This window comes from Streptomyces hesseae, assembly GCF_031845785.1.
GTDB lineage: Bacteria > Actinomycetota > Actinomycetes > Streptomycetales > Streptomycetaceae > Streptomyces > Streptomyces hesseae.
Genome location: NZ_JAVRFI010000006.1, coordinates 221436 through 238164, shown reverse-complemented (window position 1 = coordinate 238164; position 16729 = coordinate 221436). Strand labels below are relative to the sequence as shown.

The 16729-nt window shown below is 67.4% G+C and carries 19 protein-coding genes; 7 read left to right on the top strand and 12 right to left on the bottom strand.

Going from position 1 to position 16729, the window contains the following annotated elements:
- Positions 1 to 100 precede the first annotated feature (100 nt).
- The 7 genes from RM609_RS12930 (at position 101) to RM609_RS12900 (ending at position 5863) form a co-directional block, all read left to right on the top strand.
- Positions 101 to 1303 (top strand): hypothetical protein, encoded by a 1203-nt coding sequence (locus RM609_RS12930; protein WP_311610557.1) that lies wholly within the window; start codon positions 101 to 103, stop codon positions 1301 to 1303.
- Positions 1304 to 1477: 174 nt separating this feature from the next.
- Positions 1478 to 1744, top strand: coding sequence for a hypothetical protein (locus RM609_RS12925; RefSeq protein WP_311610555.1), 267 nt, complete (start codon positions 1478 to 1480; stop codon positions 1742 to 1744).
- A 282-nt stretch (positions 1745 to 2026) separates the two neighbouring features.
- Positions 2027 to 3421 (top strand): coiled-coil domain-containing protein, encoded by a 1395-nt coding sequence (locus RM609_RS12920; RefSeq protein WP_311610554.1) that lies wholly within the window; start codon positions 2027 to 2029, stop codon positions 3419 to 3421.
- Between the two features lie 139 nt (positions 3422 to 3560).
- Entirely contained in the window at positions 3561 to 3959 is a 399-nt protein-coding gene (locus tag RM609_RS12915; protein ID WP_311610553.1) for a hypothetical protein, read from the top strand.
- The gene (locus tag RM609_RS12910) at positions 3956 to 4456 is read left to right on the top strand and encodes a hypothetical protein (protein ID WP_311610552.1); all 501 of its coding nucleotides are present in this window, start codon (positions 3956 to 3958) and stop codon (positions 4454 to 4456) included. Before RM609_RS12915 ends, RM609_RS12910 begins: the two co-directional genes overlap by 4 nt.
- 226 nt (positions 4457 to 4682) lie before the next feature.
- Positions 4683 to 5213: a hypothetical protein gene (locus tag RM609_RS12905; protein WP_311610551.1), complete on the top strand. Its 531-nt coding sequence runs from the start codon at positions 4683 to 4685 to the stop codon at positions 5211 to 5213.
- On the top strand, positions 5210 to 5863 hold the full coding sequence (locus tag RM609_RS12900; protein WP_311610549.1) for a hypothetical protein: 654 nt from the start codon (positions 5210 to 5212) through the stop codon (positions 5861 to 5863). The genes RM609_RS12905 and RM609_RS12900 overlap by 4 nt, the downstream gene beginning before the upstream one ends.
- 225 nt (positions 5864 to 6088) lie before the next feature.
- Here the strand turns inward: RM609_RS12900 and RM609_RS12895 are convergent, their stop codons facing one another.
- The 12 genes from RM609_RS12895 to RM609_RS12845 form a co-directional block, all read right to left on the bottom strand.
- On the bottom strand, positions 6089 to 6583 hold the full coding sequence (locus tag RM609_RS12895) for a hypothetical protein (protein WP_311610548.1): 495 nt from the start codon (positions 6581 to 6583) through the stop codon (positions 6089 to 6091).
- Positions 6584 to 7313: 730 nt separating this feature from the next.
- Positions 7314 to 8264, bottom strand: coding sequence for a PIN domain-containing protein (locus tag RM609_RS12890; RefSeq protein ID WP_311610547.1), 951 nt, complete (start codon positions 8262 to 8264; stop codon positions 7314 to 7316).
- A gap of 100 nt (positions 8265 to 8364) precedes the next feature.
- Complete coding sequence (locus RM609_RS12885) at positions 8365 to 10254, bottom strand: ATP-binding cassette domain-containing protein (protein ID WP_311610546.1); 1890 nt, start codon at positions 10252 to 10254, stop codon at positions 8365 to 8367.
- A gap of 131 nt (positions 10255 to 10385) precedes the next feature.
- Positions 10386 to 11090: a lasso peptide biosynthesis B2 protein gene (locus RM609_RS12880; RefSeq protein WP_311610545.1), complete on the bottom strand. Its 705-nt coding sequence runs from the start codon at positions 11088 to 11090 to the stop codon at positions 10386 to 10388.
- A complete protein-coding gene (locus RM609_RS12875; protein WP_311610544.1) occupies positions 11084 to 12817 on the bottom strand; it encodes an asparagine synthase-related protein in 1734 nt (577 codons plus the stop codon). The genes RM609_RS12880 and RM609_RS12875 overlap by 7 nt, the downstream gene beginning before the upstream one ends.
- 93 nt (positions 12818 to 12910) lie before the next feature.
- Positions 12911 to 13036, bottom strand: a complete 126-nt coding sequence (locus tag RM609_RS12870; RefSeq protein WP_311610542.1) for a hypothetical protein — start codon at positions 13034 to 13036, stop codon at positions 12911 to 12913.
- Positions 13036 to 13455, bottom strand: coding sequence for a helix-turn-helix domain-containing protein (locus RM609_RS34490; protein WP_369016236.1), 420 nt, complete (start codon positions 13453 to 13455; stop codon positions 13036 to 13038). The genes RM609_RS12870 and RM609_RS34490 overlap by 1 nt, the downstream gene beginning before the upstream one ends.
- Positions 13456 to 13670: 215 nt before the next feature.
- Positions 13671 to 13901 (bottom strand): hypothetical protein, encoded by a 231-nt coding sequence (locus RM609_RS12865; protein WP_311610540.1) that lies wholly within the window; start codon positions 13899 to 13901, stop codon positions 13671 to 13673.
- A gap of 176 nt (positions 13902 to 14077) precedes the next feature.
- Positions 14078 to 14926 (bottom strand): helix-turn-helix domain-containing protein, encoded by an 849-nt coding sequence (locus RM609_RS12860; protein WP_311610539.1) that lies wholly within the window; start codon positions 14924 to 14926, stop codon positions 14078 to 14080.
- 16 nt (positions 14927 to 14942) lie between these two features.
- Entirely contained in the window at positions 14943 to 15473 is a 531-nt protein-coding gene (locus RM609_RS12855) for a DUF6879 family protein (protein WP_311610537.1), read from the bottom strand.
- Complete coding sequence (locus RM609_RS12850) at positions 15439 to 15708, bottom strand: hypothetical protein (protein WP_311610535.1); 270 nt, start codon at positions 15706 to 15708, stop codon at positions 15439 to 15441. Before RM609_RS12850 ends, RM609_RS12855 begins: the two co-directional genes overlap by 35 nt.
- Before the next feature lie 394 nt (positions 15709 to 16102).
- On the bottom strand, positions 16103 to 16627 hold the full coding sequence (locus tag RM609_RS12845) for a hypothetical protein (RefSeq protein ID WP_311610534.1): 525 nt from the start codon (positions 16625 to 16627) through the stop codon (positions 16103 to 16105).
- Positions 16628 to 16729: the final 102 nt, after the last annotated feature.

Genomic DNA, 16729 nt, shown 5'->3' with positions numbered 1-16729 from the left:
CGGCTGCCACCACCACGGCCGCCCCGACGTCCCGTGCTGCTGCCGCCAGAGCGGCCCGACAATGCGTAACCGTCACCGCACCGTCCCGGGACGGTGCGCGATGACCTACGGCGCAGGCATCCAGCGCGGCCCCATGGCAGCCGACAACTTCACACAGATCGCTAACGCCCTCTTCCGGGACCGTCGCATCAGCTTCAAGGCCAAAGGGATCTTCGGCCTGATTTCCACGCACCGCGACGGCTGGCGGGTCACCGTCGCCGAGCTGGTGCGCTCCAGCACCGACGGGAAGTCCGCCGTGACCGCCGGCCTGAAGGAGCTGGAGAAGTACGGCTACCTGATCCGCGACCGCGAGCGGCGCCCTGACGGCACCCTCGGGGACGCCGTGTACTCGATCACGGACATGCCCGCGCACCTCTTCGACCTTTACGGCGACGAGGCACCCACGTTGCCCATGCAGCGTAGAACCCGCAGGTCAGGACCTAAGTCCGAAAATCCAGCGCTGGAAAATCCTGCGCAGGCTGATCAGACCACTAAGAACACCACCCCCGAGAAGACCAGCCGGAAGAAGACCAAGCCCCGTCCGTCTGTCCGTACCACGCGAGCGTCTGCGCGAAGCGTCGTCACGGCCTCCTCGGACGGAGGGACGGACGGCCACCAGGTCGAGCCCAACGAGACCAAGCAGCCCAAGGCCCCGGCGGCCGAGGCAGTGGCCCCGACGGAGGGCGTGCTGCTACTGACCGCGATCGGCAACGAGAAGCCGGAGTTCCGGCTGACGGGCAAGCCGCTCGCCCACCAGGGGCTCGCGGTGGATGGGCTGCTGGCCTCCGGCTGGACGTCTGAGCAAATCCGGGATGTCGTCGCCAGCCGACCGCTGCCCGCGAAGACCCGCAGTGTGGGCGCGGTCATCTCCCGCCGCCTGCGGGATGCTGCGGCCTCTCCGCCGCCCTGTGCGGCCCCCGTGATCCCCGGCCAAGCTCAGGGGTGGCGCGACCAGGACGACGAACCCACGTGGACACCGCCCGCGTACTCCGAGGCCGTCGGCGAGCCAGCCGTGGGCATCGAGTGCGACGGCAACGACGGCATGTGCGGGCTGCCCGTCCTCGCCCAGACCCGTATGTGCGCATCCTGCTCCGGGTGGGACCGGTGTGACTGCGGCACCTGGCATTCCGGCACCGGGCGGTGCCCGGCGTGCATTGCTGAGTGGAACGCGGCCGAGGCCGCCATGCACCGCTTCGTCGACGACGCGCCGCTGATCTTCCACGAACCGACCGAGGCCGAGCGGCTGATCGGCGGCGACTTCTGATGGTCATCTGCCAAGCCCCGACACGCCCAAGGGCAGGCCCGCAGCGTGCTTCCGAGGAGCCGAAGGCGAGACCCCCTCCCCGCCCACACAGCACACAGGGCGGCCCCGAAACCGGTGACTGCATCACCGTCCGGGGCCTACACCGAACCCCTACACAACCTAGGAGGACGACGCATGGAGACGGTACCGCGGCGCGATACCCCGACCGACAACGAGCAGACCAGCAGCCTTTTCGCCCAACTCATCGCCTTGCTGGAGGACGCCGCCGATCTCGGGGCGGACGTCATCGTGAAATTGCACCAGCCCGTGCCGGCCGCCCTCATGGACTGCGTCCGCGAGGCGATCGAGGCCCCCGGCTTCCGCATCACCGGCTCCCTCGCCGAGGCCATCGGCGCGAGCGGAACAGCCACCGTTTCCGTGATCGCGGAAGTGATCCAGTGAACGGCATCCAGCTCAAGCTCCCCACAGGGGTCGCAATCACGCTGGCTGCCCGGCGTCTGCGTGCGGCTGAGATCCGCGCTGCGCACCGCCGTCGCACTACCGCACTTCAGTGGCATCGCGAGGCCGTGGCTTCTTCGGGGGAGCTGAAATGACCAAGCACCACCAGGCCCTCGTGGATGCCATCCGGCTGCTGATCGTCCGCCGCCGAATCACCCAGCTCCGAACCCGCACCAATGCATCTGGCCATCTGCGCCTCATGACCGCCTCAGATTGGAGGGCCCGGTGAGCGTCACGACACCGGTATCTGAAGGCCTGCCGCTCTCCCAATCGGAGTACGAAGACACGCAGAAGGCCCTCGCGCAGCTCCAGCACGTCGGCACCCTGGTCACCACGGCCCTCTTGGCGCTCGGCAGCGGCGGCCTCGCGTTTACCTGCGTCAACGTCACCGTCTTCGCGAGCAGACACGAGGTGCCCTCGTTCATCGCATGGATGCTCGACCCGCTGGGGTCGCTGGCGCTTCTGGTGGTCCTGTACGTGGATGGTGTTCTCACCCCTCAGGGCTACCGGCCAAAGGGGTGGCCATTCCTCCTTCGGTGGTTCGCAGGCTTCTCCATTTGGCTCATGAACTGCTGGCAGTCCCTGTACCCGGACGGTGTGTTCTCCTGGTGGCCGACGGCGCCTGACCACGCTGGGCTGCTTCTGCACTCGTTCGTCCCGTTCCTCGTGATCTTCCTCGCCGAGGCCGGCGCGGGATACCGGAAGTACCTCGCTGAGCGCACCGCCGAGCTCAAGACCGTGATCCATGGTTACGAGGAGCGGCAGCGCCACGACCAACGACAGCGCGAGCAAGAGGCGCTGGCAGAACGACGGCGGGCCGAGGAGAGAGCTCAGCAGGACACGGAACGCGAGGCTCGCGAAGCTGCCGAGGCCGCAAGGATCGTGGCCCAACGCGAGGCTGACCGCCAGGCGCGCGAGGTGGAGATCAAGGCCGAGCGCGAGGCACGCGAACACGACGCACGCATGGTTCGCGAAGCGTCCGAAGCCCGGATTCGCGAGGCGCGTGAAGAGGAACGTCTGCGCCGGGAGCGGGAAGAAATCGAGGCTCGTCGCCGGCGCGAGGAGGAAGAGCGCGAAGCCTGGCGAGAGCGTGAGCGCGCTGAAAACGAGGCTGCGATCATCCGCGCCCGGGGAGAGGCAGAGCAAGCTCGGATTCTGGCAGAAGCACAGGTCAGGTCAGCCGAGGGCGAGGCCAGGGAGAAGCGCGATCAGCAGGAGAACGAGGCTGCCGCAAAGGCTGCACGAGCCAGGGAGCAAACCTCGCGCCGCGATGGCGAGTCCTCGAAAACCGCCCGACGCCGAACCTCGGGAAACGAGCGCCGTCAAGCGTCACGCAGCGGCGGCGCAGCCTCGCAGGGCGAGGAGCGCATCCCTCGCGATGTCCGTGCCGCTCAACGCGAGGAGGGTATCCGCGAGGCCGCACGCGCCGTCATAGCTGACCGGAAGATCACCGCGAAGGCCCTCGGAGACCAGTTCGGTCGAGCCGAGACCTGGGGTGGGGACTGCATTCGCGAGGCCAGGAAGCGGCTCGCCGAGAACGCTGACTTCCGTGCCGAAATCGAGGAGGCCGAGCTGGAAACGATGTTCCAGGTCGAGGCCGCCCGAGAGCACGCCCGGTAACCGGCGCTCCTTGGTCGCCCAGGACGGAAGGGCTCCCGCAGCCAGCGGGCGGCTCACCTCCTGGACGGCCACGGGCCGCTGGCTCGCGCAATGCTCTGGGTGCCGTGCCCCTGCCCAGGGCCCCGACGAAGACGAAAGGGTGATCACGCCCTCGAAGAAATCCCCCGGCCGGATTGCCGGCGACGCTGCCGACCTGATCCAGGCCCTCAACCACGCGACCTTCTCCCCGAGCGCGCTGCCGTACCCGCCGCTCGTCAGCGAGACCGCCCAGGCCGTGGTCCGGCTCGTTGACCGGATACCCCAGAGTCTCGAACAGCTCACCGCCGCCGTACGCCTGCATGCTGCCACTGGGCTCATTCGCATGGATGACGGCATCGACCCTACGGAGGCCGCTGGACAAGTCATCGAGGCCCTGAACGAAGCCGTACACGCCGCTGGGAAGCTGTCCGGCTCCTTGCACCGCGCCGCCTCAGTGCTCTTCTCCATGGGCACCGCCGAGACACAACTGCGGACCAGCCAGAAGGAGGTAGACGTATGACAGGGACGTACGAGTGGGCGGGCGAGTCCTTGATTTTCGCCGCTCCCCCCACCAGGCCGGCCGAGACCGCGAAGCGCTGGTTCACGCTCGATGTCTCCCGGGACGAACTCCCCACCGCTCTGCTCCGCACCCAGACAGGGCGCCAGCAGCAGACCCGCATCCTGCTCCGGCAGGCCGCCCAGCAGCTCGAAGGCGGCCGCCAGGACAGCACCCTCGAAACCCTCCGCCGGGCCTGGGATGTCGCCCCTGGCGCCTGGGGCTTCAGCCTCACCCCGGACAGTGCGATCGCCTGCGGCCAGTACGGACACATCGACCGCGGCGACGGCACCGGCTACCGGGCCGAGGCCGATGCGAAGGCATGGTTCGAACAGCATGTCGAGACCTGTGTCCCGATCCGGCTCCCGAATTGCCACCCCTGCATCTGTGGCGGCTGCCGCGCCCCGTCCAGCCCCACCGAGAGCTGTCCAGCATGCCTCTGCTTCGGGGAGGACGAGTGACCCGCCGCCGACTCGGGACCGGCCCCTCACCCACGGTGGCCCCGTCGCCCGAGCAAGCGACAGAGCCCGCCCGCCGATGTCTGCCTGACGAGCGAGGAGCGGGCCATTCGCCATCTTTCCCAACTGGCCGAGTTACGTCCGCCACGGAATAATTGAGGGCAACAGGCTTGTCCTGGGCATCCTCACCGAAGCGTGAGATGCGGCAGGGAAGGTATGGCGGTAAGAAATGACCTCTAGCGAATTTCCTCCCGAGTTCGACCCCAGTGAGGATGACACTCTGGCGGACGCCGAGGCGCCAGGCACGGGCGAGCAAGTGTCGGCTGAGTCCGACCTTTCTCCAATTGACCCGGAGCCGAACGAGGCCGATGTCACTAAACATGGCCTTTCAATCTCGATCTGGAATCCCAGCGCCCAGGCCCTGAATCCCGACTCGGTCGCCGAAATAGGGCGAATGGTCGGTGAGCTACAGGAGGATATCAGGAATGCCAGACGGCGCATCCAAGAGATGATCGAGAAGGGAGACCTAGTCCTCCCAGAGTACAAAGATGAAGTTCCTGATAACTGGGCTCGGAGCGCAGGCAGCCCACTTCGCCATGTACAGGTGGCGGAGGCCAGTTTGGCACTGGCAATTATAGGCAAGCGTTGCACGAGGCAAGCAGGTGTGACGTACTACAAGCTGCGTACCACCAACAAGATTTGCTGCAGTCACAAGCCTGATCGTCACTGCTTACCCGAAGAAGGCAAGGGGGAGGCGTGACCACCCCTAAATCCCTTTTGCGCGCCCTTCGTGATCTATCGATAGCTCTGGCAGGCCTGATCCTGGCTGTCGCCACCCGCGCTGGCGGATGGGCCGCTATCGTGACTTGGGGGATTTGGGGCGCATGGTTCGCGTCTGGAGTAGTCGCTTGGCAGCTATCGCACCGCTACCTACCAAGCCACCCCTTGAGGGCGGTAATCGCTCTGGAATGGAAAGTCAGGTTGCTCTACGCTTCGAGCTCCGTACTACCATTTGCTGGAATGTTTATTACACTCGGCTTTCTTTCGGCAAAGTTTTCGGAAGCGTCTGAGAAATATTGGTTCGGCGCCGCAAGCGGATTTATCCTAGCCGGCCTTTCTGCGGCACTGATCAGCCCAGGCAAGGATAAAGATTGGATAGCAGACCATATTGAGGCCGTTTTCCAGAAAGAGTACGAACAAAAATTCTTTCAGGTAGACATCTCAGGGCGACCCATCGCGGGCTCAATGACTGGTGGAGCGATATGGCATCCTCACGGAATGGAAGGGGAGGCGATCTATGAAGAAGATTACGATGACAGTGGAGTTAGGGTCGAGGGGTGGGACTTTTCAAATCGGCGATCTCGGGCGCGCACACTAGAGCACGGCCTAAAGAATCCGAACTCTGTTTAACCGCTGACAGATATCAGCAGATTCCAGTAGCGGGGTGGCGCCTGCTAAATATGAACACCAGCGACCGTTCGAAGTGGCACAGTGCTTCGCCTCCGCATGGACATCAAAGCTCTTTTCAGGATGGTCGTCGAGCCACTTCGTGACCACTCGCAACAACCCAGCCCGCCTGCGTCTACGCTTCGGCGATCTTCCCGCCGCCGGTCGTCGTTAGCTGGCTTCACTGCCCTATCCCTCGCCTGCGATCACGGCGCGCATCTGCTCCTCCGCTCGCTGTACCCGCTTCTGGTGTTGATCTGGGTCTATTCCGAATTCCTCGGGAGCGGGCCACGGTGACCCCATCGGCTTCTCCGCAAGAGCCCGGTTGAACAGTGCATGGCGGACGCAGTACCGGATGGCTTCGGAATGCCCAGCGTCAGATACACCCATCAGCTCAGCATCTTCGAGCCGCCAGGCCGCCGCCATGAGGAAGAACTGATAGGACTCGGCGTACTGAACCGTCGCGTGGTACTGCCAAGCATGCCGTTCAAGGCCGTGATATTCCTCGTTGTTCTTCGCATGTACCCGGGAATCCACCACCGGCGGCCGATGAGCACCCCAGGGATACTCCACCCGCATGCTCGGGTACAGAAAGGCAAGCTTCGGGGGCCAACCAAAGTGCTGGCGGAGGAACGAGCGTGCCAACTCGTCATACTCGGGCTTCCAGTTGTCATCTATAGGCAAGCTTGCCTACTTCCTAACCTCGTCGTCGTGGCACGTGGTCTGCGCAGCGTTCGGTGCCAGAGCAGTCGGACTGCCTGCCGCCAGACGGTCCCGGAACTCCGTGCAGCAGGTACTGCCCGTAAGGCCCCAGCTCCCGCGAAAAATTCCTTCAACCGGTCCAACGGTCGCATAGAGCCGATTTGACCCTCAAGCGGATCCGCTCCAGAATTCGCCACATCGAGCGCGCCGTCCAGGCCTTTTCCGGGAGAGTTGGACTTCAGCGAGGAGGCTGGTCTGACGGCCTTGTCGCGAGGCACTACACCCTTCACAGCAGCCAGCCCCCATGGAGCTCGCGGTGCGCCGCAGGTGGCCGTCGTGCAGCATCACTTTCCCTTCGGTGGAACGCAGCTACGCCTCGCCGTACCAACTCAGCCAGTCGGAAGCCTCCTCGGGCCCCTTCCGGCCCCACAAGGACAGCGCGCGCTTCAGACCGTGGCCGCCTTCTCGTGCTGCCCGTCTCGTACAGGGTCTCAGCCCGGCGCAAGTAGAGGTACGACTGGGTTGAGGCAGGAAGGGTCTTCCGCGCGTTGTCAATGGCCGTCATGATCGAGTGGACACGGCCCTTCGTGTGGCCGCTCTCGGAGACATGCACGCCCATTTCCGCCAGGATGAACGCTCGAAGTGGCCTTGCCTCGGTATAGCTACCGCCAGGTGGCGTGTAGTGCACGGTTACTGCCGCGGTGCTCGACTCTCAATTGGCTGTCGGAGCCCCGGTCTCGGCCTGCCGGGCGCGCCGCTGCGCGCGTACGCCAGTGCCTGACTTGTCCGGGGCCGACCAATCCGGCTCGTCCCCGGGGTCCTTCGTCGCCACCTTGGTCACCTGCAGCCCGGCGGCTCGGCCCCGGGTGTGCTGACTTGTATCGCACGTCAGCAACCGCACGTCGCGGCCGGCCAGGCTCTGGATGGCCACGGTCCGGTCGATGATCTCGACATCGGCGCGGTCCAGACGCACGTGGCCGGGGGGATCGAGGACGATCTCCACGTTGACCCTGCCGCGGGTCTCGCCGTCCTGAACGGTGTACTCGCCCTTGTGCAGGACCCCGTGGGTGTCGCCTTTGAGGACCCCGTCGAGGAGACCGAGCGTGTGGGCAGCGCGCCAACGGGCCCGCTGCTTGCTGGCGTCCTTGAGGTCGTCCAGCTCGTCGACCACCACGATCGGGAACAGCAGCCGCACGGACTGCCAGCGTGGCACGTCGAGCACCTCGTGCAGGTCGACGTCGGCCAGTTTCACCTCGTTCTGGATGTAGAAGCTGGAGTCGGCCACGACGAACACCTCCCGCTGGCTCCACCGGCCGATCCGGGTATCCACGGCGGCCACGGCCGCCTCGAACGCCTCGATCCGTTCGGCGACCTCAAGTTGGACCAAGCCGTTCACGAGGCGCTGCTGGGCGGTCCCGGCGAGGGTGCCGCAGCTGCCCAGCAGCGCCCGGTAGCGGTCGGTGAACACGAGCAGATCGAGGTCCCGGTCGCTAATCTGCGAACGCAGCATTCGCGCGGACTCCGTTGCCCACTCCAGATATGCCAGCAACCCCTCGAAGGCGCTGCCGTACGGCCGCTGCAGGTTCATCGCCGTGGTGTGGACGCCGGTGAGAGCCTGCCGGATGTTCTTCCGGTCTGCGCCGGGGCGCGGTGTGATGAGCATGCGGTGATCCTGCCAGCGTGGCCCGCTGCTGCGCCTTGGGTTTCCGACGTCGCCCCCTCCATCGCCACGACCGCGGCCACGTAGTGTTCCCGTAGCGGGTTTAGTCCTCTGGGCAGTCATCCATACCTTCCTGGAGCTTGTACAGCTCGCAGAACAGCCCGGCCGCCGCGATGAGTTCATCAAAGGTGCCGGCCTCGGTGACGCGGCCGTGGTCGAGGACGATGATGCGGTCGGCGAGCCGGGTGTTGGCCAGGCGGTGGGTGATGAACAAGGCGGCACGGCCGCCGGCGAGTCCCCGCAGCCGGGAAAAGACCTGATGCTCGGCGCGGGCGTCGAGCGCGGCCGTGGGCTCGTCCATGACGAGTACCGGGGCGTCGCGGTGGAAGGCGCGGGCGATGGCAATGCGCTGCCACTGGCCACCGGAGAGATCGTGTCCTCCCCACCAGGAGCGGGCCAGAGAGGTGTCCAGGCCGTCAGGGAGAGCGGCAATAACCGTGTCGGCCCCGGCAGCCTGCGCGGCAACGTGAACGGCGGCGTCTCCGCCTGGACGGGGCTGCCCCAGGGTGATGTTTTCCCGCGCGGCGAGCGGCCACCGCGTGTAGTCCTGGGGTACCAGCGACACCGCGCCCATCACTGCGTTCGTGTCGGCCTCGGACAGGTCGATGCCGTCCCATGCGATGCGTCCGCTGGTGGGGAGGAAGAGACCAGTGAGGATCTTGGCAAGGGTGGTCTTGCCGGAGCCGTTCTCCCCGACCAGCGCCACAACTTCACCACGCCGGATTTCCAGCGTGATGCCGTCCAGTGCGGGCGTGGTGGTGCCGGGATAGGCGAACGACACCGCTTCGGCAGTGATGGTGTGCGGCCCGCCAGCGGGCAGGGGCGCGGTGCCCCGCCGGTTCGCCCAGTGTCGGGCGACGGTCAGGAAGCGTGACCAGTCGTCCAGGAGCAGGGAGAGCTTGAACAGGATGGCCCCCGTGGTTACGGCGGAGGACAGCGCAGTAGCACAGGTTCGCATGGCCACAGCGGCGGCCCCGGCTGCGGCGGGCTGAATGCGGCCGGACGCGGCGAGCGCAACAAGCATGCCCCAGGTGAGAAGCATTGCCGTCTGCGCCATGGTGTCGCCCGCGCCTTTTACGAGGAGGGCCCGGCGCGCGGCGGAGAGCTGTTCGATTTCCAGGCGGGTGGAGATTACCCGGTATTGATCGGTGAGGTAGGGGGCCATGGTGGCGGCGCGGACCTCGGGGGCGGTGTTGCGGTCAGTGATGTGGTCGCGGAAGCTCTGGCGCAGCCGACGATCGGAGATGCTGTGGTGGTGGGAGGTGTGTTCGATCCTCGCGGCCCGTACAGCTCCCCAGGCCCGGGGAAGGACGGCCAGGGCCAGTACCGGCAGCAGCACCGGGTGGAGGACAGTCACGATCGAGGCAGCCGCGGCTAGTTGCGCGGCGGCGGAGGTGAGGATCTGGGCGCTGGTGATGAGGTCTCCGGCAGCATGGGCGCCTTCGCTGCTCGCCCGGTAGGCGTCCATGAAGTCGGGGTCCTCGTAGGCGACCAGTTCGGCGCCAGTGGCGGCGTCGATGACAGCCAGGTCGGCCTCACGGACGGCCTTGGGCCCGAGGCGGGATGCGGCGGCGCGGGCGAAGCTATCGGCCACATACCGGCCTGCGGCGGCAACTGCCAGGAGTGCCAGCGGTACGGCGGAATGACGGAGCCCGGCGGTGATGTCGGTGCGGGTGGTGAAGAGGGTGGACAGGACGCGGGTAGTCGCGGCGAGAGCGACGGCGGTCAGGGCGGCGGCCGAGACCTGGGCGGCTACCAGGCGGATCACGGCCGGCCGGTCGGTGCGCCATCCGAGACGCGCCGCGCGAGCGAGGGCGGAGGGGAGGCGGCGTGCGATCTGCCGGGTGCTCAGTGTGGTGGAGGCGTCGAAATGGCGGCCGGTTTTGAGATGCATCACCGGGGCCGAGCCCGGGGCGGTGGTGGGGTGTGTCACCCGCCTATGACGCTCGTAAATTCTCCGCCACGGCAAGGGCGATATGTCCCAGCCGGGGTGCGTCTCCGCAGGCCACCACCCCAACGCGTCAACCTCGATAGGATTAACTCACCCTTACGGGTGAAGGTTCCTCAGATGGTGAGCACAGGCATCCATGGACGGTCCAGGGTGTCTTGGCCATCGCGTCCGGCTGCGGCTCCGGGGACTTCGGTCCAGGCATGGGCGGCATGGGGGAGAAACCGGGCGCCCAGCACCCAGCGAGTCCGGCGCCCCGCCAAGGCGGCGGCCACGACAACGGTCAGGCTCGTCTCGATGCACGCGATCCGTCCCCTCCACCACGGCGGTCGCACCGACAGCACGGCCGCGTGGAGCAGCCCCAGGTCCTTCGGTGTGGCATAGGGCAGGCGGGAGGTGGCACGCAGCAGCCAGATCCGGGCTCGCAGCGGCAGCCGCAGAATGACCAAGGCCACAGCGAGCGCCACCACCGCCAGCATGCGGAAGGGGAAGGGAACGCGCGCCGACGCAGCCACGGCAGGCGACTGCGCCGCGTCTTCGATGACGGGCGGCCCTTCGTACCTGGGGGCGTCGGTGAGCAACCCGCGGGCCAGCAGCTGCTCGACGGTCGATGCGACCGCAGGAGCGACAGCGGCTTCGTCCGCCCCGCACCAGGCGGCGATCTCCCGTGCGAGCCCCTCGGTAGAACCACGCGCGAGAACCGTCTGCCAGATGCGGGAGGCGTCCGGATCGAGCATCACCCACCGGCCGGAACGGACATCGAGGATCGCCGTGCCCTCGCAGCACGACGCGTGATGGACCCCTGCGGGTGTGGTCAGCACCGTGTCGCCCCTTCCGCGTGTCCGGCAGCCAGCACCAGCGTGGGCGGGTGGGCGAGCCAGTGGCAGGACACGAGGAGCATGTGGAGGTCGGCCAGGCCCGTGGAGTGCTCGCCCCGGGCCAGTACGTCCAGCGACCGTATGGCCGCGCCCGCGTCGATCAGGCCCCCGGTGACGAGCGGGGAGGTGCGGATGAGGTCCCGGAGGCGAGGGAGGTGCCGGGCCAGGCCAGCGAGCCTCCATGAGGTGAAATTGCCCTTGGACTGACGGCTGGTCAGCCACCGGGGCAGCTCGGGGAGCGCGGCGGCGAGCAGCGCCTTGAAGACGTGCGGGCGGTCGAAGGGGTCTACGGCGAACGCGGCTCGCACGACCTGGTTGTCGAGGAAGGGGTGCCCGGGGCGTATCCGGCGGGAGGCGTCCAGCGGGGCGGCGGCTCGGGAGCAGGCGCCGGTGAAGTGCAACGCATCCCACTGGGCGAACTCCACCGCCGGCCGGTCCGCAGCCCGGTGCGCGGCCTGCCGCAGCAGGCCCGAGACCGCTTCGCGCCCGTCGCCGGTCAGCCAGGACGCAGCAGCTCCCAGCTGCACCCACGACCACGCCCTCACCCGGCCGTGGGCCGGGAAGCACCCGGAGGCGACCTGGCTCGCGGCCTGGGTGAGCGCGTAGGAATAGCCGATGGCCGCGTCCTTGACCTGGCGCCAGACGGGGCCCGGCGCCGTGTTCTGGGCCCGCGCCCAGGCGACGACCTTCCGGTGTGCCTCGCGGCGGTGACCGGCCTGGAGCAGGCCGGCGAAGCGGGCCGAGCCGATGCTCAGGACGACGTCGCCGCCGTGCCCCGTCAGGTGACAGCGCAGCCCGGCGGCAGGGGCGAGGTACGCAGCTTCCATAGCCGAGTTCGCCGCGCTCAGGCACGGCTCGTCACCGGCCGGGACGCCCTCGGCGAAGTCGAACGGGAGCTGAGCAGGCCCGCCGGAGGCGATGTGATGGCGGATGCCGACGTGCTCGGCGACGCGGATGGCGAAGGCCGTGTCCTCGCTGCTGGTGTAGGGGTCGCTGTAGGTCATCGCGCGGACCTCGCCCAGGGGCGCGGCGAGCAGGACAGCTGTGGAGGAATCGAGCCCGCCGGACAGGTCCGCGCCGACCGGCCCGGCCCCGCTGCGCATGCGCAGCGCCACCGCGTCTGTGAGGGCCTGGCCGAAGAAGGGGGCGCCCTCGTCGAGGGAGCGCCGGCCGGGCACGGCCGTGACGTCGATCAGCCGCACCGGGCCGCGGGTCAGCAACAGTGCCTGGCCCCCGGGCACAGCCCGCACATCGGGGTAGAAGCTGCGGTCGGTCCAGTGATCCGTGGCCACCAGACGGGCGGCCAGCAGCGGCAGGTCAGGCGATCCGTCGGCCAGGTCACAGGCCCGGCTCGCCCATCGGACGGCCTCACCGGTGCGCCGATAGAACAGGGCGCGCAGGCCTGCGAGGTCCCCGCCGACCAGTCGTTCACCGGGGCGATCGGCGATGACCCAGTATGAGCCGGTCCACGTCGTCAGCTCCGCCCACCTGCCGTCAGCGACCGCGCCCAGTGCCAAGTGCAGCTGTTCCTCGGTGGCGCCGCAATCGCCCACGATCGTCAGCTGTATGGGGCCGTCGACGGCCGTACGTATCGTGACCCCGCCGCCGGTTCGTACGGCCGTGCCGGGGCCGGTCCCGGCCGTCCACATCACCTCGAACGTGCTGTTCATCGCGCGCTCCCTTCCGGGGCATGGGCCGGGGCCCAAGCCGTGTGTGCTTGGGCCCCGGAGGGTGACGATCGATGTGCCTGAAGAGGCCGAGGTTCAGGTGGTCTCGGACTCCCAGTACTGCGAGCCATCGGCGTTGTTGAAAGTCTTGTCGCCGAGCGTGAGCTCGTCCACGTCATGCTCGCTGATCTGCGGAGCGAATCCGCCGGACTGCTCGTGCATCAGTGCCTCCCCTTCGGGATGGATGCGCCACCCGGGTCTCCGGTGCGGCTCGGGAGACAGTCAACCCCGTACGCGAGCGTTTGGATCGCAGCCAGGTTGCGACCCCGTAGCACCATTGCGGAACGGTCTAGACCCTGCCGTCCCAGCGAAGGGCCAATAGCGCTCTGACCTGCCGAAATGCGGCCGCTTGTTCGAGCCCACCGCACATCGAGAGCGAGGAGAAAAGCCGGGTCCATCTCCAGCACCCCCGCTACCTTCTCCGCCATGGCGAGGCTGTCCAACGGCAAAGCACCGCGCTCCACCTGGCTCACCCAAGACTCTGACCGGCGGATATTCAGCGCCAAATCACGCTGCGACATCCCTCGGCGCCTTCGGCCCTTGCTGATCCTGACACCTACAACCTTGTTGATCTCGCCCATGGCGGCCCCTCCCAGGAGGAACGGGTAGATGCATCAGTCGTTCGGCAGATCATCCGGATCCAAGACGGGGGCCGGCCGAGGCGGTGCGCTCTGCATGCCGGGGGTTCCGTGCCCACCGAACAGGGCGACGGCAGGCGCAACCACGGCACCAAGGAGCAGTGCGAAAACGGCCTTCGCCGGATGGGTGACGTAGATCGGCTCGTACTCGCGGGGGCTCACCGGCCGGGCGCTTCTCTCAGCACTCCCGGGTTCTCGACCACCCACTCACGGCCGCCGCGCTCGGGGCGGAGGAAGACCGCCCGCCGGTACCGGCGCCGCGTGTTCGGGTCCTCCCACTCCCCGATAAATTGCACGATGGCCTCTCTATCCGTGCCCGGGTCGAAGACGCGCGCACCCTCGTGCAACCACTCGGGGAGCGAGGGGGGAGACGGCGAACGGGTATTCATCGTGACCTCCAATAGGAGGGCAGCCCTGATCACGACGGGGAAGGGCGTGGGAGAGCTGCCGGGCTGAAGTGCCGCCGGACGCGGAATCCTCGTCGAAGCCAGGTACCCGGCGACCTCATCGACGGTAGGGAGCGCTGGGGAGGACCCTCAATGCAATTGCGAGTTGTTGCGCAGACTCACCTGAGGGCGCAGAGAGCCGACTCGATCAGGGCGCGCGCAGGAGCGCCATATACAGCCATCTGTGACAGCTCCCCAAACGCCTTGCGGTAGTCGGCGAGTTCGCGAGGCTGCGTCACATTGACTTCGGCCGTGAGGGTCTCCACGAGGACACGCCGGTCGTCGTAGACGTAGAACGCCTCCAGGGGCCACATCCGGCGACGGGCGGTGAACGGGATGACACCGAGGGAGAGAGACGGTAGCGGCATGGCCGTGAGCAGGTGCCGGAGCTGTCCGGTCATGGTGTCGCGATCCCCGATGCGCGACCGCAGCACCCACTCCTCCATGAGCACGACGAAACGGCGGTTGCCCTCGTAGAGAAACCGCGAGCGAGCGACGCGGGCGGCAACGGCCTCGGTGACGTCGTCAGGGGTGCCCTGGAAGTCTGTAATGGACTGCATGAGGGTGGTGGCGTAGGCCGAGGTCTGGAGGAACCCGGGCACCGCGTTGGAGGCGTAGACCAGGCACACGCTGGTCTGCTCGTGCAGGGTGTAGAAGTCCTCCTGCACCTTGCGCATGCCGTACCTGTGGAGCCTGCGCCACTCCAGGTACATGGAGTCCACCGTACGAGCGGTGGCGATCAAGTCCTCTATCTGGTCTTCTGCACCGCAGGCTGCGCACCACGCACGAATATCGGCGTCGGTGGGTGCGGCCTCCCCCTTCTGGAGCCGCGTGGTCTTCGCCGGGTGCCAGCCGCACCGGACAGACAACTCTCGACCAGTCAGGCCGGCGTCCTTGCGGAGATGCGACAGGCGCACGGCAAGGGCTTCCCGGGCCGCCTGGGCACTGGAGGAGGGGGAGGCAGACATGGGTGTACTGGGCGGATCAGACGGTGAACTTCTCGTGATCGACGCCGCGCTCCCACACGGCCTCGAACGCGGAGACAACCATCTTCACTACGGCGGGGTCTTCGTTGAACTCGTGCCCGGCCCAGTCGCCATCACCAGTGAACCAGTGGAAGAGGACCCGGCGGTCATCGATCAGCCACAGATCGTTTCCGGGAAGGGCGATGTCGGAAGCAAGCCGACGCGGGAGCCAGCGGACTTGCTCGCCGACGGCGAGGTTGACCGAGGTCAGGGCGTGCTCCCAACGGATGTAGTCGGTAACCGGCTCGGAGACAATCCGGGCCCGCCGGATCACCACACCTCGGCCGACAGCCTCACGCACCAGCGGGGTCCAGCCCTGCCAGAACGGCGAGTCCGGGTCGAGGTCGGTTCGGCCAGTCCGCAGAAACTCTTCGAAGCCGCTCCTCTCATCGCCAACGCTGTAGAGGTCGCGCATCTCCAGGTGCACGGCAGTGTGCTGTGCACCGCCCAGCAGCTCAGCGAAGTCCGGCAGCACGCCGTTCTGCGACATCACACGCCTCCCTCAAAATCGGCACCATGCGGGCCGGAATACGGATCACGGTCTCGTGCGCGGGGATGCCCCGGTCATGACCAGGCACCCAGTCCGTCTCGCCGATCTGCGCCTTCAGCAACTCCTCGGCTTCCTCGCCCTGAAGAACCAGGTCGGCCGTATCGTCGTGCACCCACACGGTCGGCGAGCCGCCCCCGGTGGTCTCCGGGTCAATCCCGATGAAGGTTAGGTCCACGGTCCCCTCCTGTAGCAAGTCGGTTGCGCGTACTTGCGCCAGACTTCTCCTGCGCCGGCGGGGCGTCAAGGGTGGCCGGGCGCCTTGCGAACAGCACGGAAGACCTGGACACGCCGGCGAACCGGGTGCGGTCCCGGCGACACGCCATGAAGTCGAACGGGGCTCTTCCCGCACCGTCGATCCACAACCGCACACACCAGCTCCTCCAGCGCCCCCGCACACCGCGTATCGGTGTCACCCCAGACGTCCAGGACCTCGACGCCGCTCATGCGCCGCAGGACCAGGCGTGCGGCCTTCTCCGTCCGGCGCCGGTCAAGGGGCAGGCACTTCCCGGCCCCAGCAGCCAGGTCGAGGCCCTGCACGTCGATGAGGCGCTGGTGCGAAACACTGAGGCTTACTCGTAGGCCCAGGGCTGCCAGGAGCATTCAGCCTCGGGCAGGTCATCTTTCGGGGGTGGTGGCAACGGTCGCCCCCAGTGTCCGGTCATGCCCCGCTCTTCGCGCTGCTTGACGGTCAGCCGGTTGCGCAGGTGGTTGATCACGTCATTGGCGTGATCCTCGGAAGCGTGGTCCTGGTAACCGGACCAGGGACGTACGTCCTCGTGCTGGCTCACGGAGCGGAGCCGGTCGCGCTCGTCTTCGCGCAGCACCTCGTACGCAGCCCGTCCGCGCCGCAGCTCCCACTCCCGGTACGGGGCATTGTCGATCCAGCCCGCCGGTCGCCCAGCACCGTCGTAGGTGATCTCTGGCGCCGTCATCCACACGGGCGGCTCCGGACCGCTGTACCACGCCGTGGGGGTCTTCGGGGGCGGTGAGTTCAGGATCTCTTCGGCCCGTCCGCGCACAGCGTTCACCGGGGCTTGCGCAGGCTCTTGCGGCTCCTCATCAGCGACGGCCACCTCGCGGGCTTGTGTCAGCATCTCCTGCCGCCGCTGACGGCGGCTCCCGACGCAGCCCATCAGTCGATCACATCCGGGAGAACGGCGGGCTTCGGCCGCGGTGCCGACGACCGCTTGCTCACG